The organism is Streptomyces sp. NPDC032822 (assembly GCF_055578825.1).
Map to the genome: position 1 here is coordinate 209,628 of NZ_JBVIOL010000008.1, position 20,489 is coordinate 230,116.

16 protein-coding genes are annotated in these 20,489 nt (G+C 71.5%); 10 read left to right on the forward strand and 6 right to left on the reverse strand.

Annotated features, from left to right (window positions below):
* Positions 1-88: 88 nt before the first annotated feature.
* Complete coding sequence (locus ACZ5VD_RS23835) at positions 89-2,869, reverse strand: PAS domain S-box protein (protein WP_468683209.1); 2,781 nt, start codon at positions 2,867-2,869, stop codon at positions 89-91.
* Between the two features lie 250 nt (positions 2,870-3,119).
* Positions 3,120-4,481: an extracellular solute-binding protein gene (locus ACZ5VD_RS23840; RefSeq protein ID WP_468549578.1), complete on the reverse strand. Its 1,362-nt coding sequence runs from the start codon at positions 4,479-4,481 to the stop codon at positions 3,120-3,122.
* A gap of 182 nt (positions 4,482-4,663) precedes the next feature.
* On the opposite strand from ACZ5VD_RS23840, the gene ACZ5VD_RS23845 reads away from it, so the two are divergent.
* The 4 genes from ACZ5VD_RS23845 to ACZ5VD_RS23860 all read left to right on the forward strand — a co-directional run bounded on the left by ACZ5VD_RS23845 (position 4,664) and on the right by ACZ5VD_RS23860 (position 8,501).
* Positions 4,664-5,035, forward strand: coding sequence for a response regulator (locus ACZ5VD_RS23845; protein WP_468549577.1), 372 nt, complete (start codon positions 4,664-4,666; stop codon positions 5,033-5,035).
* A gap of 258 nt (positions 5,036-5,293) precedes the next feature.
* Entirely contained in the window at positions 5,294-6,241 is a 948-nt protein-coding gene (locus tag ACZ5VD_RS23850; protein ID WP_468549576.1) for a hypothetical protein, read from the forward strand.
* Positions 6,242-6,402: 161 nt separating this feature from the next.
* Positions 6,403-7,599 (forward strand): LacI family DNA-binding transcriptional regulator, encoded by a 1,197-nt coding sequence (locus ACZ5VD_RS23855; RefSeq protein ID WP_468549575.1) that lies wholly within the window; start codon positions 6,403-6,405, stop codon positions 7,597-7,599.
* The gene (locus ACZ5VD_RS23860; protein WP_468549574.1) at positions 7,596-8,501 is read left to right on the forward strand and encodes a carbohydrate kinase family protein; all 906 of its coding nucleotides are present in this window, start codon (positions 7,596-7,598) and stop codon (positions 8,499-8,501) included. The genes ACZ5VD_RS23855 and ACZ5VD_RS23860 overlap by 4 nt, the downstream gene beginning before the upstream one ends.
* A gap of 66 nt (positions 8,502-8,567) precedes the next feature.
* Here the strand turns inward: ACZ5VD_RS23860 and ACZ5VD_RS23865 are convergent, their stop codons facing one another.
* The 3 genes from ACZ5VD_RS23865 to uvrA form a co-directional block, all read right to left on the reverse strand.
* Positions 8,568-10,517 carry a TRAFs-binding domain-containing protein gene (locus tag ACZ5VD_RS23865; RefSeq protein ID WP_468549573.1) on the reverse strand — a complete coding sequence of 650 codons (1,950 nt, stop codon included), beginning with the start codon at positions 10,515-10,517 and terminating at the stop codon, positions 8,568-8,570.
* Positions 10,514-11,065, reverse strand: a complete 552-nt coding sequence (locus ACZ5VD_RS23870; protein WP_468683351.1) for a DUF4231 domain-containing protein — start codon at positions 11,063-11,065, stop codon at positions 10,514-10,516. The genes ACZ5VD_RS23865 and ACZ5VD_RS23870 overlap by 4 nt, the downstream gene beginning before the upstream one ends.
* Positions 11,066-11,196: 131 nt before the next feature.
* Positions 11,197-14,244 carry an excinuclease ABC subunit UvrA gene (gene uvrA, locus ACZ5VD_RS23875; protein WP_468683211.1) on the reverse strand — a complete coding sequence of 1,016 codons (3,048 nt, stop codon included), beginning with the start codon at positions 14,242-14,244 and terminating at the stop codon, positions 11,197-11,199.
* Between the two features lie 223 nt (positions 14,245-14,467).
* On the opposite strand from uvrA, the gene ACZ5VD_RS23880 reads away from it, so the two are divergent.
* From ACZ5VD_RS23880 to ACZ5VD_RS23900, 5 genes are all read left to right on the forward strand, one after another.
* Positions 14,468-15,154: a maleylpyruvate isomerase family mycothiol-dependent enzyme gene (locus ACZ5VD_RS23880; protein ID WP_468549571.1), complete on the forward strand. Its 687-nt coding sequence runs from the start codon at positions 14,468-14,470 to the stop codon at positions 15,152-15,154.
* A gap of 42 nt (positions 15,155-15,196) precedes the next feature.
* Positions 15,197-15,853 (forward strand): MBL fold metallo-hydrolase, encoded by a 657-nt coding sequence (locus tag ACZ5VD_RS23885; protein ID WP_468683212.1) that lies wholly within the window; start codon positions 15,197-15,199, stop codon positions 15,851-15,853.
* A gap of 372 nt (positions 15,854-16,225) precedes the next feature.
* Positions 16,226-17,107, forward strand: a complete 882-nt coding sequence (locus ACZ5VD_RS23890; RefSeq protein ID WP_468549569.1) for an ABC transporter substrate-binding protein — start codon at positions 16,226-16,228, stop codon at positions 17,105-17,107.
* Complete coding sequence (locus ACZ5VD_RS23895; protein WP_468683214.1) at positions 17,104-18,069, forward strand: amino acid ABC transporter permease; 966 nt, start codon at positions 17,104-17,106, stop codon at positions 18,067-18,069. The genes ACZ5VD_RS23890 and ACZ5VD_RS23895 overlap by 4 nt, the downstream gene beginning before the upstream one ends.
* Before the next feature lie 20 nt (positions 18,070-18,089).
* Positions 18,090-18,818 carry an amino acid ABC transporter ATP-binding protein gene (locus ACZ5VD_RS23900; RefSeq protein ID WP_468683352.1) on the forward strand — a complete coding sequence of 243 codons (729 nt, stop codon included), beginning with the start codon at positions 18,090-18,092 and terminating at the stop codon, positions 18,816-18,818.
* 32 nt (positions 18,819-18,850) lie between these two features.
* Here ACZ5VD_RS23900 and aroQ read toward each other — a convergent pair whose 3' ends face one another.
* Positions 18,851-19,324: a type II 3-dehydroquinate dehydratase gene (aroQ, locus tag ACZ5VD_RS23905; RefSeq protein WP_468549567.1), complete on the reverse strand. Its 474-nt coding sequence runs from the start codon at positions 19,322-19,324 to the stop codon at positions 18,851-18,853.
* Between the two features lie 102 nt (positions 19,325-19,426).
* Here aroQ and ACZ5VD_RS23910 point away from each other — a divergent pair, with 102 nt between their 5' ends.
* Positions 19,427-20,473 carry a S66 family peptidase gene (locus ACZ5VD_RS23910; RefSeq protein ID WP_468683215.1) on the forward strand — a complete coding sequence of 349 codons (1,047 nt, stop codon included), beginning with the start codon at positions 19,427-19,429 and terminating at the stop codon, positions 20,471-20,473.
* Positions 20,474-20,489 lie beyond the last annotated feature (16 nt).

Sequence of the window (20,489 nt, forward strand, 5' to 3'; positions counted from 1 at the left end):
CCGTCCGAACCGACCGCCCGGAGCGTGCGCGACGTCACCGTGTCCAGGTTCCCCCGCCTGGGCAGACCCCGGCGTGCGCCCCGGGCGGTCACCTGTCCGCCGCCGGTGCGCCCAGCGGCAGCCGGACGGTGAGGGTCGTGCCACGGTCCGGCGGGCTGCTGACGGCCAGCCGGCCGCCGATCGCCTCGACCCGGTCGATGAGCCCGATCAGCCCGGAGCCGCGTCCGGGTTCGGCGCCGCCCGTCCCGTCGTCGGCGATGGTCACCTCCAGGACGTCGTCCTCGGTGCGCGCTCTCACCTCGACCACGCCGGCACGCGCGTGCTTGGCGGCATTGGTGAGGCATTCCGAGGTGACGTAGTAGACGGCGACCTCCAGCTGTTCGGGGAGCCGGCCCGCGGGCAGGCGGAGGTCCAGTTCGACGGGGAGGGGCGCGCGGCGGGCCAGGGCGCGCAGGGCGGGGCCGAGGCCGCCCTTGGAGAGGATCGCCGGGTGGATGCCGCGCGCGACCTGGAGGAGGTCGGCGAAGGTCTCGTCCAGGCCCTTCGCCACGTGCTCCAGCTGCTCGGGAAGCCCCCGCGGTGAAGGAAGCCCCTCTCCTGGAGGGAGCCTGCCGGACCGCTCCTCCAGCATGGCCTGCGCCATCCTGAGGTCCAGCTGGAGGGAGACCAGCCGCTGCTGGACCCCGTCGTGCAGATCGCGTTCGATCCGCCGCCTGGAGGCGTCCCCGGCGGCCACCACACGCGCGCGGGACGCGGTGAGCTGGGCCCGGCTGTCGGCGTTGGCGATGGCGGTGGCGACGAGTTCGGTGAAGTCGGCGAGCCAGGACTCGGCGCCCGGGGGCAGCGGATCCGGACCGGAGGCCGCCGCGACGACGGCGCCCCAGAGGCGGTCGTCCACGACGACGGGCGCGCCGATCGAGTGCTCCACGCGCGCGGGACGGCGGGTCCGCGCCACCTCGGCCGCCGCCGCACCACTGTCCATGGCGGGCCCGTAGGCGGTGCCGAGGACGGTGGCGGTGCCGTCGACGGCGTACCGCAGGACGGCCGCGGAGCCGCTGCTCAGCACGGTCCCCACCTGGTGGGCGACCGCGGAGAACACCTCGTGCGGCGGCACCCCGCGGGCCACCAGGGTGGCCACCTCGCGCAGGGCCACCTGTTCGCGCGCCGCGCGCCGGCTCTCGGTGACATCGCGCGCGGCGGCGTAGGCGAGGCCCTCGCCCATGACGGGGCGGGCGCTCCACTGGAGCCAGCGCTCGGTGCCGTCGGCGCGCAGGAAGCGGTTCTCGAACTCGACCACCTCGACACCGTCGGCGAGGCGTTGGAGTGCGACACGCGTGCGTGCCCGGTCCTGCGGGTGCACGAACTCCAGCCACGGCTTGGCGAGGAGCACCTCCGCGGGGTGGCCGAGGGTCTGCTCGAAGGCGGGGTTGACGCGCTTGAAGCAGCCGTCCAGACCGGCGATGCACAGCAGGTCGAGGGAGAGGTGGAAGATGTCCGCCAGTTCCCGTTCGGCCCGGCGCCGGCGTCCGTGGACCGCGGCGAAGGACGCCATGGTGCCGTTCATGCCGCCCAGCAGCCGTGCCCAGGTGCCCCGGAAGGCGGCGACGTCCGCGCGGTGGCCGAGCCGGCCGGCGTCGATCGACTCGTTCATGGCGTGGATCTCGTCGGCGAGCCGCTCGGTGGTCACCCGCAGCGCGCGGAACGTGTCGGCCACGTCGCCGAGTTCGTCCCGGCCCGCGTACCGGATGTCGTACGAGAGGTCCCCCTCCGACAGCGCCAGGGCGCCCGCGGAGACCTCCCGCAGGGGCCTGGTGATCGAGCGCCGCAGGGTGAGGGCGAGAGCGGTGACGCAGGCCAGCACGCCGAAGGAGACGGCGAGGTCGCGGACCTCCCGGGCGCGCGCGGAGCCGAGGTCCTGGGAGGCGGTGCGGCCGAGTTCGGCTGCCGCATCGTGCTGGATGCCGCGCAGCGCCTTGACGCGCGCCGCGGAGAGGGCCGTCCAGCGGTCGTACGACGGCAGGTCCGCCGGTGTGCCGTTCGGGTCGCCCAGCGTGTCGCGGGTCCGGCGCACGAACCGCCCGGGGTCCATCAGGAGCGTGGTGTACAGCTCGGCCTTCAGGGCCGCGGAGGCGTTCTGGTTGAACGCGTCGAGGCGGGACTGTTCCAGGGCGGGCCAGCGGTCCGCGGCGGCGGCGTGGGAGGCGTCCGGGGCGTCGAGAAGGACGGTGAGTTCGACGCGCTCGCGTTCGGCGGCCTCGACGGCTTCCAGGAGCGCCAGGTGGGCGTCGGCGGCGCGGCCCGACTGCCGGGTGGGGCGGCCGGATTCGAGGGTGGCGACCGTGCCCAGCAGATCGTGGACGACGGTGTCGTAGGCGCCCGCCAGGGACAGGGCCGGGAGGGAGGCCGTCCTGCTCTGCGCACGCACCGCGCGCAGGGTGCGGCCGGCGGCGTCCAGGCGGCCCGGCACATCCGGCTCGCCCCTCCAGGAGGTGGTGCCGGCGAGCGCCGTGCGGAGTGCCGTGTCGGTGGCACCCTGTGCGGCGGAACGTTCCCTCAATGTGGCCCGGCCCGGCCGCAACCGGGCCTTGACGGCGGCGGTCCGCTCCTCGGCGACGGCGTCGGTGAGCACGGTGGCCGCGAACGACACGCGGGTCGCGGTGCGGAAGTCCCCGAGCGTCCGCGCCTCGCGCCACTGGTCCATGCCCCCGACGGCCATGACGACCAGCATGGTGGTCACCGGCAGCAGCACCAGCAGCATCAGCTTCCGTCCGACCCGGAGGCGGGCCAGGAAGGGGACTCGGGACGGACCGGATCGGTGCCCTCGGCGGGCCGGCAGGGCCCGGGGGGCGAGGAACAGTGCGCGCCGCATGACATGACCGGCCTTCACCGGCCGACGAGCGGGACGTCAGCCGGGCCGGCGACGGATGCCGCTCTCCTGGGTCCGGTCACCGCTCCCTCGGGTCCGGATGCCGCCCTCCTGGGGTCGCGTGCTGCTCGCCCGAGTCCGTGTGCCGCCCTCCTGGTTCCGGTCGTGCGCGGCACCTCGTGGGGCTCGGCGGGCCGGCACGCGTAGGGCTGGGCGGGCCCCTCGTAGGGCCCGGCACGCGTTCCGCGGGCGCTCACAGGTCGTCCTCGGGGTAGCCGTCGTGGGCCGCCAGGTCGGCGTCGATGCGCCTGACCGCCTCGTCGAGGGACGCCTTGACCGGGGCCCGGTCGAGCATGATCGCGGCGAAGGCCCGGGAGAAGGCGTCGGTGATCGCCGGATAGGCGGGGGTCTGCGACCGGGGCCGGGCGACGCCCTCCCGGAGCTGCTCGATGAAGAGGTGCTCGGTGCCACGGGGGGCGTACTCCGGCGAGAGCTTCAGGGCGCTGCCCGTGGCGGGGATCGCGCCGTTGGCCTTGGTCATCCGGAGCACCTCGGCGGGCTTGAGGAGGTGGGCGAGGAACTTCCAGACCGCGTCGCCGTCGACGGCACCCGCCGGGATCCCCCACTGCCAGGAGCCCATGCCCGTGACCGTGCCCTTGCCGAAGTCGGGCAGCGGAACGATCGCGACGTCGTCGGGGAACGCCTTGTCGAACTCGCCGTACACCCAGTGGCCGCACCAGCTGATCGCGCTGCGGCCGTCGACGAACGCGTTCTCGTCCCGGGCAGTGTCGACCAGCCCCGCCTTGACCCAGTTCTGCAGGGTGGTGAGCGCGCCGACCGCCTCGGGGCCGTTCAGGTGGCCGTTCGCGGTGCGGTGGTGGACGGGGTCGACGAGGTCACCACCCGCCGACCACACGGCCGGTGCGAAGCCATAGGTGTTCCACTCCTCGCCCGCGCCCGCGAACACCAGCCTCAGATCGAGCGGCGCCTCGAACCCCTGCTTGCGGAGGGCACGCAGGATGCCGGTGAGTTCGTCGGCCGTCCAGGCGTCCCCGGGGCCCGTCGGAAGGCGCACGCCGGCCTTCTTCAGGGCGGACTTCCGCACGAACAGGCCCAGGCCGGAGTCGAAGGTGCCCACGCCCCACAGCCGGTCCGCGTAGGTGCCCTGTCTTCGGATCGAGGGCAGCAGATCCTCGCGGACGCTCTGCGGTACGCACGAGTCGATCGGCTTGAGCCTGCCCGACCAGGCGTGGCTGTAGAGGTTCGGCCCGTCGAAGTCGAGCAGGTCGGGCAGGTCGCCGCTGGCCGCGGCGGAGAGCACCAGGTCGTTGTAGGGCCGGCGTTCGGGGAGCGTGACCAGCTCGACCCGCACCTGCTTCTGCGCGGCGTTGAACTCCTCGACCTGGCTGCGCAGCGTGTGGAACTCGCCGCTCGGGCCGGCGTGGAACCACACCCTGATCCGGGCGGTGCCCTCGATCTTCCCGTCGCACGTGGTGTCGCGCGGCGCCGCGCGTCCGAAGCCCCTGTCGTCGCCCGCGCCGCCGTCACAGGCGGCCAGCAGCAGGCCGAGACACAGGGCCCCGCGCAGTGCGATGTTCCTGTACGACGTCCTCATCGCGGTCTTCATCGCGGACCCCCACTCGACCGGACAACACGGCCTTCCCCAGGGCGCCGCCATGCTACCGCCGGTCAGGCGCACCGCGCCGCGTGCACGGGAATCTCCGTTCCGAGTCGGTTCCGCCACGGTTTCCGGCTAGCTGCAAGGCGCGGTTGTCGACCGGTTGGCAAGCTGTGCCCATGTCGCTGCGCTGTCTCATCGTCGATGACAGCGCCCGGTTCCTCCAGGCCGCGCGCGCCCTGCTGGAGCAGGGTGGGATCCGCGTCGTCGGCCTCGCCTCCACCGGCCCCGAGGCTCTCGCCCGGATCCGGGAGACGCCCGTGGACGTCGTCCTGGTCGATCTCGACCTGGACGGCGAGAACGGCTTCGACGTGGCACGGCAGTTGATCGACGGCGGTTCCGCGGTGATCCTCGTCTCGACCCATTCCGGGGACGACTTCCAGGAACTGATCGCCGCCAGTCCCGCGCGCGGGTTCCTGCCCAAGTCGGCGCTGTCCGCGCGGGCGATCAGGGAGGTGCTGGGCGAGGACGGGCCGGCGGGACCCGCTTGAGGCGGGCCCCGCCCCGGAACAGCCCCCGCCTTGGAGGAGACCCTCCGGGCACAAGCGCCCGAAGTCGGCCAGGAGTGCGACGCGGTTGGGTATCAAGTGTTGTCGGGGCTTGGTCAACACGCTTCAATGCGGGGGAACTCGGGGCCCTGAACGACGGCGTACGGATGTGAAGAACCCCGTGCGCCGGTCCGGCGGCCTCCGTCGACTCCCGCGAACGGCCGGACCAGCCGTTGTGGACACCCACAGAAAGGCCCCTGCATGCCGCACGCCACACAGCACGCGGACGTCGCCACCGCGGAACTGGAGTCGGCCCTGCGTGGCGGCCCCTTCCACGTCGCGCTGCGCGCCGCGATCACCGCCCGCGGACTGCCACTGCAGCGCGTGCAGCACCATCTGTCGCGGCACGGGGTCAAGGTCGGCGTGACGAGCCTGAGTTACTGGCAGCAGGGTGCCCGGCGTCCGCAGCGCCCCGAGTCGCTGCGGGCGGTACGGGCACTGGAGGAGATCCTCCAGCTGCCGGAGGAGTCGCTGATCCGGCTGCTCGCCCAGAGCGACGAGGACCCGGCCGCCCAACGGCCCGCCGCGCGCTCCTACCGCTCCCTCGTCGAGGCGTCGGACGTCCTGGAACAGCTGCTGGCCGAGCTGGGCTCGCCGCTGGACGGCGGACTGCACACCCTCGGGCACCACGAGCGGGTACGGGTCGGCACGCGCCGCGAACTGGCGGGGCGCGAGTCGCACCACATCGTGCGCGCCCACCGGGACGGCGTCGACCGCTTCGTGGCCGTCCACCACGGCGATCCGGGGTGCGCGCCGGCGCGGATGACCGTCCACGCGCTGGAGAACTGCCGCACGGGGCGGGTGTGTTCGGACCACGACACCGGGGTGCTCGTCGCCGAGCTGCTCTTCGACACCCGGCTGCGGGCCGGCGACACGTTCCTCTTCCGCTACGCCGTCGAGGACGGCACGGCCGGTCCGTCACGGGAGTACGTCCGCGGGTTCGGTCCGGCGGGCGGTCAGTACGCGCTCCAGGTGCGTTTCGACGAACACGCGCTGCCGACGCGCTGTCACCGCTTCACCCAGCACTCGGCGGCGGCACCGCGCAGCGGCCGGCAGGAGCTGGCCCTGACCGGCCGGCACCACTCGGTGCATCTGGTCGAGCCGCGGGTGCGGTCGGGGATCGTGGGGATCGGGTGGGAGTGGGAGTGACGTCCTGACGACCCGGGGCGGATCCGTCCCGGGTCGAATCGAGTCAGGCCGAGTCAGGTCGGGTCGGACCATCTCGGCGACTGCACGTAAACGCTTACGCAAGCGTTTACGTGCGTCGGCGCATGAGATATGTTCCCGGTGCCGTTCCGGAGGGGGACACCATGCCGACCATGGCCGACGTCGCACGCGGTGCCGGTGTGTCCGTGGCGACCGTCTCGCACGTGCTCAACGACACCCGACCGGTCCTGCCCCGCACCCGCCAGGCCGTGCTGGACGCCGTCGAGGAACTCGGCTACACGCACAACACCCTCGCCCGCTCCCTGGTGACCTCCCGCACCCGGTCCATCGGCCTCGCGGTGTCGGCGACCAGCAACCCGTACTTCACGGAGATCCTCCAGGGAGTGGAGGCGGCCGCCCTGGAGCACGGCTACAGCCTGCTGATCGCCGATCCGCACGACGATCCCGAACACGAGCGCAAGGTCGTCCAACTGCTGCACGAACGGCGGGTGGACGGCATGATCGTCGCCCCCTCCGCCGACCCGCGCGCACTCGTCGCCTACCTCACGCGCCACGACGTACCGGCCGTCTTCCTGGACCGGGTGGTCGACTCCCCCGGGAAGGACACACCGCGCTTCGACCAGGTCTGCGCGGACAGCGCCGAACCGACGGCCCACCTGGTCACGCATCTCGCCGAGTCGGGCCACCGGCGGATCGCCCTGATCGCGGGCCGCCCGGGGCTGAGCACCACCGGCGAGCGGATCACCGGGTACCGGCACGGCCTGGCCGCCGCCGGGCTGCCCTACGACGAGCGTCTCGTCGTCCACGGCGACTCCGAGTCCGACGGCGGTCGACTGGCCACCGCGGCCCTGTTGTCCCTCGCCGTGCCGCCCACCGCGCTCGTCACCGCCAACAACGCGATGACCATCGGCGCCCTGCACGCGCTGCGCGAGGGCGGGCTGTCCGTGCCGGACGACATCGCGCTGTGCTGCTTCGACGACTTCGCCTGGGCGGACCTGTTCACACCCCGGCTCACCGCGATCGCCCAGCCCGGCAAGGAGATCGGCGCGGAAGCCGTCCGGATGCTCCTGGACCGCCTGTCCGCGCCGGACCGGCCCGCGCGGACCGTGCGGCTCCCCTGCACCTTCGTCCACCGCACGTCGTGCGGCTGCGTGGGCGAGGAGAGCGAAGCGACCGACGTGATCAACATGCCCGACATGACCGAGCCGAACGCCCCCCAGCACGCGGTGCGACGCCCCCAGGCCTCGCAGACCCCCCGGACCTCGCAGCCGTCGCCATCCCCGTCACCCTCCGCACCACCCCGTCAGTCATCGCAGTCCGAGAGAGGAACCAACTCGTGATCGTCGTCGCCGGAGAGGCCCTGATCGACCTGGTACCGCAGGGCACGGGCGCCCTCGCGGGCCTGCAGCCGGCGCTCGGCGGCGGCCCGTACAACACGGCCCTGGCCCTCGGCCGTCTCGGCTCCCCCACGGCCTTCTGCTCCCGTGTCTCGTCCGACGCCTTCGGCGAGGCACTGCTCGACGGACTACGGACGGCGGGGGTCGACGTGAGCGCCGTACAGCGTGGCCCGGAGCCGACCACCCTCGCGGTGGCCACGATCGACACGCACGGCTCGGCCGCGTACTCCTTCTACGTCGACGGCACCGCCGACCGGCTGTTCGCGGCCCCCGCAGACCTTCCCTCGGGGACCCGGGCGGTCTCCTTCGGCACCTGCTCGCTGGTCCTGGAGCCGGGTGCGAGCGCCTACGAGGAGCTGCTGCGGACCGCCGCCGCGCAGGGGGTGTTCACCGCTCTCGACCCGAACATCCGGGCGGGGCTGATTCCCGACGCGGACGCCTACCGGACCCGGTTCAGGAGCTGGCTGCCGTCCGTGTCCCTGCTCAAGCTCTCCGAGGAGGACGCGCTGTGGCTGGGCGGCACTCCGCGCGAGTGGCTGGCAGCGGGGCCCTCGGCCGTCGTGATCACCCAGGGCGGCGACGGGCTGACGGCCTTCACCCGGGACGGCTCGGTACACTCCGTGCCGGGCGAGAAGGTCGACGTCGTCGACACCATCGGCGCCGGCGACACCGTGAACGCGGCGCTGCTGCACGGGCTGTCCGCCCGGGACGCCCTGGCCTCGGAGGCCCTGGCGGGTCTGGGAGCGAACGGCTGGGCGGACCTGCTGCGGTTCGCGGCGCGCGCGGCGGCGATCACCTGCTCGCGCGCGGGCGCGGAGCCGCCGTACGCGGCGGAACTGGCCTGAGAGAAGCGGCTGTTCGGCGAGGGGTGTCCACGGCCCCTGCCGGTGACGGCCCGGTGGTCCCGGATGTCATGAGGTGTTCTCGGCAGGTGCCGGTATGGCGGCGAGCAGGGGCGCCAGTACTCCGGGTGGGTCTCCGGCCGCCAGGAGGAAGTCGAGCTGGCGGCGCATGGAGGAGACTTCGGCGCCGTCGGCGGACTGGACCGCGAAGGCGTAGTGCCGGAGTGCTTCGGCGGGCGGTTCCTCGGCCGGGTCCTGCTCCAGCAGGTGGTGGTGGAGGGCGAGTTCGGCCAGGGTCGCCTGCTCCCAGGTGTCGTGGGGGCCGACCGGGCGGCGTTCGACGGCGAACTGGACCACCGGGAGCAGGGACTCGGCCAGGTCCACGTCCGTGCGGCCACCGCCGAAGTGCTGGCCCCTGACCCGCACGAGGGCGAGCGCGTTGATGCCCGGGTAGTAGTCGCCGGGGTCGGCCGCCATGCCGCGGCGGTACGCGCTGATGGCGCGGTCCAGGTGGGGTGAGGCGTTCTTCTCGCCGAGCCGGAGGGCCAGTTCGAAGGCGCGCTTGGCGGCGCTGCCGAGCAGTCCCCAGGTCTCGGAGGACCCGGGGTGAAGGTGGTCGAGCAGCAGGAGTCGGCGTTCGGCCTCCTTCAGGTACGTCAGCCGCTGCTCGGGCGTTCCGGCCCGGTGGATCAGTGTGAAGGCGTACGACTGCTGCATGCGGACCCGGTCGAGGGCGGTGTCGGCCTCGGCCAGCGGCCTGAGCAGTTCCCGCCCCTTCTCGAAGTCGCCCAGCTTCACCAGGGCGAGTCCGATCTGCTCCAGTTGGGCGTGGGAGTTGTTGTCGGACAGCCCGTCCTCCCGTACCTGGCCGGCGATGTCGAGCAGTTTGTCGGCGTCACGCAGGGCCGCCGCCAGGGAGATCTCCTCGCTGTACCGCGTGAGCCGCGCGAACAGCTCCTCGTCGGCGTTCGGGGGGAGTTGTACGGGTGCCAGCGTGGGGAACACCGCCCACACCGGGCTGTCGGCTCCCTGCCGGGTCGCGCGCAGCGCGTCCGTGAGCTTGCGGATCGCCGCGACCGCCTGCCGGTCGCTGACCTTCTTCATTCCCCGCTCGTAGCGCTGGATGGTCGAGTGCCCCAGGTCGAAGGGTGGCGTGACCCAGTGCGGGGCCATGAGGAGGGTGGCGGAGGGCCGCCAGGCGTGCCGTACACCCAGTTCCCACAGGACGTTGGGGTTGAGGGTGGCGAGGTCCGCGACGAAGAGGTCGGCGGTGTTGATGCTGTGCAGCATGCGCGCGTCGATGCTCTTCAGGCCGGCTTCCAGGTCGGTGCGGAGGGGCCGGTATCCGCTGTCGAGCAGGGCGGGCACGAGCACCCGGTGCCAGGACTCGTCGGCCTCGAACCGCTTGAGTTCCCGCGTGGAGTCGGCCTTGCCGCCGTACGGCATGGCGACGAACGCCGTCTGTGCCTCGAACTGGCCCTGCGAGGGGTCAAGACGCAGCACCAGGTGGCCGAGGGTCCTGGCCGACCGGGCGAGGGACTCGGTGTGGTCCTCTCCCGTGCGGGGTCCCTCCGTCACGGCGACGACCACGAGTTCCTCGGGTTCGTCCGCCGCCTGGGCCGGATCGCGCAGACGATCGAGGGCGTGGCTCAGTATCGCCTCGTTGACGGTACGGAACCCGTCGTCGTCGGCCTTCGCCCCGGGCACGGGGACCAGCGTGGCCTCCGGCTTCGCGGTCAGCCTGCGGTAGCGCTCCTCCCATTGCGGGCCCTTGTCGGCGACGGAGGCGGTCACGAACTCCTGCGGGTCCTCGGTGATCACGAGGTCGGCCGGGATCCCCGCGCGCAGGGCCGCCCCGGCGGCCAGCAGGTCCGTGCCCGCGGCGGCGGAGCCCACCACGAGCCGGGGCCGCAGCCCGCCGAAGAGGAGCTTGAGCCGCTCCTCCAGCCAGTCCACGGAGGAGCCGGGAAACACGCCGTCGGGTCCTGTGGGACGCCGGCCGGTGAAGACGACGATCATGTGGTTTCCCGCTCCGCCCAGTGGGTGGCCTCTTGGCTGAGGATCCGCTCCACCGACTCGGCGAGCAGACCGTCGAGGTCGGCGGCGTCGGCGTAGTGCCCGGCCCGCGCGAGGTAGAGGTGTTCCTCGCGGCGCAGGCTCTCGCACGAGGACCGGTAGTTGATCCAGTTCTCCTGGAACTTGAAGAGTTGCTGGGCGCCTTCGATGACCGCGATGAGGGCGCCCATGGCGGCCGGGATCCAGCCGGGCGCGGACGCCGCGATGGCCACCGGCAGTCCCGCCGCCAGGATGAGTGTGGACAACTTCAGCTGCTTGAAGCGCCGTTGGGCATGGCTGCTCTTGCGGTCGAACCAGGCCATCTGCTCCTGTAAGCGATCCCAGGTGACTTCGGCGGGTCCTTTCGCAGGTGGCTGCGCCGGGCCGACCCGCGCTGCCGGAATGTCCCTCTCTCCCACCGTGTCCCCCACCGGCTCCCCCTCCGTGGTCGTCGGCGGTGCGGCCCGGTTGTCACGGGCTGTTCCGCCACGGTCACGATGGCGTAAGGGCACCGGGCGGGGCAAGGAGGCGATGGTGGTCCCCGGGAAACCTCGGAAAACCTGGACCGCTGCGGGTTCGTTGTGCTCGGCCCGCAACGGCCCAGGTTCCGGAGGTTCTCCGGACGGCTCCCCCTGTCAGGCCGTCATGCCTTGCGCGCCCGGGTCGTCTTCTTCGCGGGCGCGGCCTTCGTCGCGGCGTTCGCGGGGGTGTTCGCCGCGGCCTTCTTCGTGGTCGTCGTTCTGGCCGTCGCCGTCTGCTTCGCCGCCGTGGCCGCCACCGCCTTCTTCGCCGTCGCCTTCTTGGCCGCGGTCTTGCGCGGGGCCGGCACCGGAGGCGCGTCGCTGATCCGGTCGGCGCCCAGGACCTCCTGGAGGAACTTGCCGGTGTGGCTGGCCGGGACGCCCGCGATCTGCTCGGGGGTGCCCTCGGCGACGACCAGTCCACCGCCGCCGCCGCCCTCGGGGCCCATGTCGACGACCCAGTCCGCGGTCTTGATCACGTCGAGGTTGTGCTCGATGACGATGACCGTGTTGCCCTTGTCGACAAGACCGGCCAGGACCGTCAGCAGCTTGCTGATGTCCTCGAAGTGCAGACCGGTGGTCGGTTCGTCGAGGACGTAGACCGTGCGTCCGGTGGACCGCTTCTGGAGCTCGCTGGCGAGCTTCACCCGCTGTGCCTCACCACCGGACAGGGTGGTCGCGGACTGGCCGAGACGGACGTAGCCGAGGCCGACGTCGTTGAGCGTCTTCAGGTGGCGGGAGATCGCGGGTACGGCCTCGAAGAAGTGCATGCCTTCCTCGATCGGCATGTTCAGGATGTCGGCGATGGACTTGCCCTTGTAGTGGACCTCCAGGGTCTCCCGGTTGTACCGGGCGCCGTGGCAGACCTCGCACGGGACGTAGACGTCCGGGAGGAAGTTCATCTCGATCTTGATCGTGCCGTCGCCCGCGCAGTTCTCGCAGCGGCCACCCTTGACGTTGAAGGAGAAGCGTCCGGGCATGTAGCCGCGGACCTTCGCCTCGGTGGTCTCCGCGAACAGCTTGCGGACGTGGTCGAAGACGCCGGTGTACGTCGCCGGGTTGGACCGCGGGGTACGGCCGATCGGCGACTGGTCGACGTGCACGACCTTGTCGACGAGGTCGTCGCCGTCCACGCGCGTGTGCCGCCCCGGAACGCTCCGGGCGCCGTTCAGCTCGCGGGCGAGGTGCGTGTACAGGATGTCGTTGACCAGCGTCGACTTGCCGGAGCCGGACACGCCCGTGACCGCGGTGAACACGCCCAGCGGGAAGGACACGTCGATGTCCTGGAGGTTGTTCTCCCGGGCGCCGTGCACCGTGAGCCGGCGGGACGGGTCGTGCGGGCGCCGGACGTCGGGCAGCGGGATGACCTTCTTCCCGGACAGGTACTGGCCGGTCTGCGACTCGTCGTTGGCGAGCAGTTCCTTCAGGGAGCCGCTGTGCACGACCCTGCCGCCGTGCTCACCCGCGCCGGGGCCGATGTCGACGATCCAGTCGGCGACCTTGATGGTGTCCTCGTCGTGCTCGACGACGATGAGCGTGTTGCCCATGTCGCGCAGCCGGACCAGGGTCTCGATCAGCCGGTGGTTGTCACGCTGGTGCAGGCCGATGGACGGCTCGTCGAGGACGTACAGGACGCCGACGAGGCCGGAGCCGATCTGGGTCGCGAGCCGGATGCGCTGGGCCTCGCCGCCGGAGAGGGTGCCGGCCGCGCGGTTCAGGGAGAGGTAGTCCAGGCCGACGTCGACCAGGAACTTCAGCCGCTCGTTGACCTCCTTCAGGACCCGCTCGGCGATCTTCTTGTCGCGGACGTCCAGCTTGAGCTCGCCCAGGAAGTCCGCGCAGTCGCTGATGGACATGCCGGAGACCTCGGCGATCGACTTCCCCATGACGGTGACCGCGAGGACGATCGGCTTGAGGCGCGTGCCCGCACAGGTGGGGCAGGGCACCTCGCGCATGTAGCCCTCGAAGCGCTCACGGCTGGCGTCGCTCTCGGACTCGCTGTGCCGGCGCTTCACGAAGGGGACGGCCCCTTCGAACGGGGTGGTGTAGACACGCTCGCGGCCGTACCGGTTGCGGTAGCGGACCTCGATCTGGGTCTTGTGGCCGTGCAGCAGGGCCTTCCGGGCGCGCTGCGGCAGGCCTGCGAAGGGGATGTCCGTACGGAATCCCAGCGCGTCCGCGAGGGCGCCGATCAGACGGCCGAAGTAGTCCTTGGTGTGGCCGTGCGACCAGGGGTGGATGGCGCCCTCGTCGAGCGACTTGTCCTCGTCCGGGACGATCAGCTCGGGGTCGACCTCCATGCGGGTGCCGATGCCGCTGCAGTCGGGGCAGGCGCCGAAGGGCGAGTTGAAGGAGAAGGAGCGGGGCTCCAGCTCCTCGAAGGACAGGTCGTCGTAGGCGCAGTACAGGTGCTCCGAGTACATGCGCTCGCGCTCCGGGTCGCCCTCGGGGAGGTCGACGAAGTCGAGCACGACCATGCCTCCGGCCAGGCCGAGGGCGGTCTCCACGGAGTCGGTGAGGCGGCGCTTGGCGGTGTCCTTCACCGTGAGGCGGTCGATGACCACCTCGATGGTGTGCTTCTCCTGCTTCTTCAGCGTGGGCGGGTCGGAGAGCTGGATCGTCTCGCCGTCCACCCGCGCGCGGGAGTAGCCCTTGGTCTGGAGGTCGGCGAAGAGGTCGACGAACTCGCCCTTGCGCTCACGCACCAGCGGCGACAGCACCTGGAAGCGGCTCCCCTCCGGCAGCTCCAGGACCTTGTCGACGATGGCCTGCGGCGACTGGCGCGAGATCGGGCGGCGGCACTCGGGGCAGTGCGGCTTGCCGATGCGTGCGAAGAGCAGGCGCAGATAGTCGTAGACCTCGGTGATGGTGCCGACCGTGGAGCGCGGGTTGCGCGAGGTCGACTTCTGGTCGATGGAGACCGCGGGCGAGAGGCCCTCGATGAAGTCGACGTCCGGCTTGTCCATCTGGCCGAGGAACTGGCGGGCGTACGAGGAGAGCGACTCCACGTAGCGCCGCTGGCCCTCGGCGAAGATGGTGTCGAAGGCCAGGGAGGACTTGCCCGACCCGGACAGGCCCGTGAAGACGATGAGCGAGTCGCGAGGCAGGTCGAGCGAGACGTTCTTCAGGTTGTGCTCGCGCGCGCCACGGACGATGAGACGGTCGGCCACGCCGGTCCGCACCTTTCTTGAGAGAAGTGACAGGGGCGAGGCCCCCGTGCTTTCTCAGACTAGGGGGAGCCACTGACAACGCCGGTCGGATTCCGGAGTGCATAACAATCCCCGGCCATCCAGCATGCCCGACGCCAGGCCCGACCATATAGCACGTGCATTCGATTTACGGCACGCCTTCACCACCTTCACCCGAACGTGTGGCGGAGCTAGGGTCGGCGGCATGATTGATCACGCGCATGACCTGGCGTCTGTACGTGACGCGACCGATCGGCTGCTCACCGCAGCCACCGGACTGGACAACGCGGCTGTGACCGAGCCGTCACGGCTGCCCGGCTGGAATCGTGGTCACGTGCTCGCCCATCTCGCCCGCAACGCGGACGCCCTCGTGAACGTCCTCGAAGGCCGCCCCATGTACGTCTCCGGCGACGCCCGGGACGCCGACATCGAGCGGGACGCGCCACGCCCCCTCGGCGTGCAGCTCGCCGACCTGCGCGACAGCGCGGCCCGCTTCCAGGAGGCCGGGGCGGCGCCGGCGGACTGGTCGCGCACGGTGGAGCTGCGGAACGGGGTCACCGACTCCGCCTCCCGGGTGCCGTTCCGGCGCTGGATCGAGGTGGAACTGCACCACGTGGACCTCGGGATCGGGTACACGCTGGAGGACCTTCCCGAGGAGTTCACCCAGCGCGAGATCGACTTTCTCACCGACCGCTTCCAGGGCCATCCCGACGTGCCCGCCCTGGTGATCGAGCAGGACGACCGGAGGCGGATCACGACCGGCCGCCCGGGACCGGCCGGGATCACCGTCACCGGCCACCGGGCCGACCTGCTGGGCTGGCTCGCCGGCCGCCGCGACGGATCCGGTCTGACCGCCGCGGGAGGCCCGCTGCCGCCTCTTCCGCCGCTGTAGGGGGCACCCCTGCGTTCCCGGCACCCGCTATAGGCTGCCGTCATGACGTACAGCGGAGTGGTGAGGGTCGGCGGCCCGGCCGATGTGCACGAACTGCGGGACCTGATGATCACGAAGATCGCGGTCGGCCCGATGAACAACAACGCCTACCTGCTGCGCTGCCGGGCCACGGACGAGCAACTGCTGATCGACGCCGCCAACGACGCGGGCACCCTGCTCGGCAGCATCGGCGACGACGGCATCGCGTCGGTCGTCACCACGCACCAGCACGGCGACCACTGGCAGGCACTCGCCGAGGTCGTCGCGGCCACCGGCGCCCGCACGTACGCGGGACGCGACGACACCGACGGCATCCCCGTGCCGACCAACGTCCCGGTCGACGACGGCGACACCATCCGCGTGGGGCACGTGGAGCTCACCGCCCGCCATCTGGTCGGCCACACGCCGGGCTCGATCGCCCTCGTCTACGACGACCCGCACGGGCATCCGCACGTGTTCACCGGCGACTGTCTGTTCCCCGGCGGGGTGGGCAACACCCGCAAGGACCCGAAGGCGTTCGCCAGTCTGATCCACGACGTCGAGACGAAGATCTTCGACGCCCTCCCGGACGAGACCTGGGTGTACCCGGGGCACGGCGACGACACGAGCCTGGGCGCGGAGCGACCGCATCTGCCGGAGTGGCACGCGCGCGGGTGGTGAGCACCGGCGCGTGAGGGTGACCAAAGGCGCGTGAGGGCGTCCGCGAGCGCGCGATGGTGAACGTGCGCACCGCGCCCGCACCGCGCACGCGCCCCGTGTGAACCGTTCACACACGCTGGTGCCCCACACGCGCTCCCGGCGCACGTGGTTGCGCAGTCAACTGGTAGCAGCCCCGCACAGGATGACGGCTCCTGCGCGGTACGGGCCGCCGGTCTTCCGATCCCCGCCCTCGACCGGCGGCCCCGGCGCGCCCCACGTCGCGGCACGCGGGACACAGGGCGCGTTCACAGGAATGAAACACCCGTTCCCACTATGCGGACATATCCTGCCGTGACCTCGACAAACACGACGGCGGACTGTCACTCTCCCGCCATGCACCTTGCCTCGCGCGCGCTGTACCGCGCTGTCGCCGTCGCGACCACCGCCCTGCTCGCCACCACCGTGGGCTGTGCTCCGCAGCCGGAACAGGCGTCCGACACGCCTTCGGGCTCGGCCGGGACCACCTGCGCCAAGGGCAAGTTGGCCACCGAGACCTCCGGCAAGCTGACCATCGCCACCGACGAACCCGCGTACGAGCCGTGGTTCAAGGACGACAAGCCCGCGAGCGGCAAGGGCTTCGAGTCGGCGGTCGCGTACGCCGTGGCGACAGAGCTCGGCTACGACAAGAGCGCCGTCGTCTGGCAGAGCGTCCCCTTCAACAAGGCCTTCGCGCCGGGTGAGAAGACGTTCGACTTCGACATCAACCAGGTGTCGATCAGTGACGAGCGCAAGAAGGCCGTGGACTTCTCGTCCGGCTACTACGACGTGCGCCAGGCCGTCATCGCGCTCAAGGACAGCAAGGCCGCCAAGGCGACCGGTCTCGCCGACCTGAAGGGCCTCAAGCTGGGCGCCCAGGTCGGCACGACCAGCCTCGACTACATCCAGGACGTCGTGAAGCCGACGCGGGAGCCCGCCGCCTACGCCAAGAACGACCAGGCCAAGTCCGCGCTGCAGAACGGCCAGGTCGACGCCATCGTCGTCGACCTGCCGACCGCCTTCTACATCACCGCGGCCGAGGTGACGGACGCGAAGATCGTGGGGCAGTTCGAGAACCAGGGCGGTACGCCGGAGCAGTTCGGGCTCGTCCTCGACAAGGGCAGCGCGCTCACCTCCTGTGTGACGGCCGCCGTCGACACCCTCCGCGAGAACGGCACGCTGGCGAAGCTGGAGCAGCAGTGGCTGTCCGACGCCGTCGACGCCCCGGTGCTCAAGTGACGCTCGCGAAGGGCGAGTCCGGCCGTGAGGACGCGGACGGCGAGCCGGACGGCAAGTCGGACCACAACGGCGGCCGGACCGGCGTCGCCGCCCCGGACCGTCCCGGCGAGGGCGAGGGGTACGTCCCCTCGCAGCGGCGGATCGACCGCGAGGCGTACAAGCGCGCCCGCTCCCGCCGCGCCACCGGCATCGCCGCGCTGTCCACCCTGGTCACGGGTGTCGTCCTCTACCTGGTCGTCGTCAACGCGCCGGGCTGGCCGCGTACCAAGGAGACGTTCTTCCGCGCCGCGTACGCGCGCGAGGCGTTCCCCAAGGTCCTCGAAGGGCTGTGGCTCAACGTCCGGCTGCTGCTGATCTGCGGTGTCGCCGTGCTCGTCCTCGGGATGCTGATAGCCGTCGCGCGCACGCTGCGCGGACCGGTGTTCTTCCCGCTGCGGGTGCTGGCCGCCGCCTACACCGACTTCTTCCGGGGCCTGCCGCTCATCATCAACCTGATGATCGTGGTCCTCGGTGTCCCCGCGCTGCGGCTGCAGGGCGTGACCGTCGACCCGGTGCTGCTGGGCGGTACGGCGCTGACGCTGACGTACTCGGCGTACGTCGCCGAGGTGTTCCGCGCCGGCATCGAGTCCGTCCACCCCTCGCAGCGGGCCGCCGCCCGCTCGCTCGGCCTCAACAACCGCCAGGCACTGCGGTACGTCGTCCTCCCCCAGGCCGTGCGCCGCCAGGTGCCGCCCCTGCTCAACGACCTGGTGTCGCTCCAGAAGGACACCGGACTGGTGTCGATCGGCGGCGCGATCGACGCCGTCCGGGCCGCCGACATCATCGTGGGCCGCAGCCTCAACTACACGCCCTACATCGTCGCGGGCCTGGTCTTCGTGGCGCTGACCATTCCCATGACGCGGTTCACGGACTGGGTGACGGCCCGGATGGACCGCAGGCGGGCCCAGGGAGGATCACTGTGAGCGACACCCCCGTGCTGCGCATGGAGTCGGTGCGCAAGACCTTCGGCGCCTCGGTGGTGCTGCGGGACGTCGACCTGGAGGTCGCCCCGCACACGGTGACCGCGCTGATCGGTGCCTCCGGTTCCGGCAAGTCCACACTGCTGCGGTGCGCGAACCTGCTGGAGGACATCGACGACGGCGCGATCTGGCTGGACGACGAGGAGATCACCGATCCGCGTGCCGACCAGGACGCGGTGCGCCGCCGGATCGGCGTGGTCTTCCAGGCGTACAACCTGTTCCCGCACATGACGGTCCTGGAGAACATCACGCTGGCCCCGCGCCGGGTGCACGGTGTGTCCCGCGCGGAGGCCGAGGCCCGCGCGCGGGAGCTGCTGGAGCGGCTCGGCCTCTCGGACAAGGCGGACGAGTACCCGGACCGGCTCAGCGGTGGACAGCAGCAGCGGGTCGCGATCGTGCGCGCCCTGGCCGTACGTCCCCGGCTGCTGCTCCTCGACGAGGTGACCGCCGCCCTCGACCCGGAGCTCGTGGGCGAGGTCCTCGGCGTCGTCCGCGATCTGAAAGGCGACGGCATGACGATGGTGCTGGCCACGCACGAGATGAGCTTCGCCCGCGAGGTCGCCGACCAGGTGTGCTTCCTGGACGGCGGTGTGGTGCTGGAGCGCGGCAGCGCCGAGCAGATCTTCGGTGACCCGCGGCAGGAGCGCACGCAGCGCTTCCTGCGACGGATCGTGGAGGCGGGACGCCTGTAGCGGGATCCTTCCCGAGGAGGCCGCGTAAACCCTTACGCGTCGGTCTTCCCCGCCCCCACCAGCGCCGCGACCCGCTCCACCCCGAACACGTACCCCTGCACCCCGCACCCCGCGATGACCCCGTCGGCGCGCAGCGAGACGTACGAGTGGTGCCGGAACGACTCGCGCTGGTGGATGTTGGAGATGTGGACCTCCACCACAGGAAGCCCGTCACAGGTGTTGAGGGCATCCAGGATCGCGACGGAGGTGTGCGAGTAGGCGCCGGGGTTGATCACGATCCCGCAGTGGTTCAGCCGCGCCTCGTGGATCCAGTCGACCAGCTCGCCCTCGTGGTTGGACTGCCTCAGATCCACCGTGCCGCCGTGCGCTGCCGCCGCCTTGGCGCACAGGGCCTCGACGTCGGCGAGGGTGTCGGAGCCGTAGATCTCCGGCTGGCGCTGGCCGAGCAGGTTCAGGTTGGGGCCGTTGAGGATCATGATCGGGGCGTTGGCCAGGGTGCGGGGCACGGTTCCTCCGGTCCGTTCGGGGTGGGCGATCCGGTGAGGACCGCTGCTCGGACCCGGTTTATCACGGTGCGCCGAAGGGGCGACGACCCGTACCCTCCCCGGATGACGACGATCGCGTACCCGCCCAAGCCCTCGCCCGGCGACCGTGTTGCCGTGATCTCGCCGTCGGCCGGCCTGCCCGGGCTCTTCCCGGTCCCCTACGAGCTGGGCCTCGATCGGCTGCGCGAGGAGTACGGGCTCGTACCGGTCGAGTATCCGGCGACGCGCCGGATGGGCTCGTCACCGCGGGAGCGGGCCGACGACATCCACGCCGCCTTCGCCGACCCGGACATCAGGGCGGTCGTCGCGTCGATCGGCGGCGACGACCAGATCACCGTACTGCCGCTGCTGGACCGGGAGTTGATCGCCGCGAACCCGAAGCCCTTCTTCGGGATGAGCGACAACACGGCCCTGCTCGCCTATCTGCACACCACCGGGATCGTCGGCTATCACGGTGCGACGGTGATGACCGCGCTGGGCCGCCCCGGAGCGATGCACCCGCAGACGGCACACTCGCTGAGAGCGGCGCTCTTCACGTCGGCGGAGTACGAACTCGGGCCCGCCGAGCACTGGAACGACATCGACCGCGACTGGGCGGACCCGGCGACCTTCGACGGCGAGCCCGAGACCCGGCCCGGCACCGGATGGACCTGGCTGAACGCCGACCGGGTGGTCGAGGGGCGCAGTTGGGGCGGTTGCCTGGAGATCCTCGGCTGTCTGCTGATGGCCGACCGGGAGATCGCGCACGATCTCTCGGAGTACGACGGCGATGTGCTGTTCCTGGAGACCTCGGAGGAGATGCCGAGCGCCACGGAGGTCTTCCGCGTCCTGCGCAACATGGGCGAGCGCGGCCTGCTGCGGCGCTTCTCCGCGCTGCTGATGGGCCGCCCCAAGACCTGGTCCTTCGAGTACCCCAACAGCCCCGAGGAGGCCGCGCGTTACGCCACCGGGCAGCGCGAGGCCGTCCTGCGCGCGATGGGGGTGTATGCCCCCGACACCACCATCGTCTTCGACGTGGATCTCGGGCACACCGATCCGCAACTCGTCATCCCGTACGGCGGTCTCGTCCGCGTGGACGGTCCGGCCCGGCGCATCACCGTCACGTACTGACAGGGGCCGCGCGCCC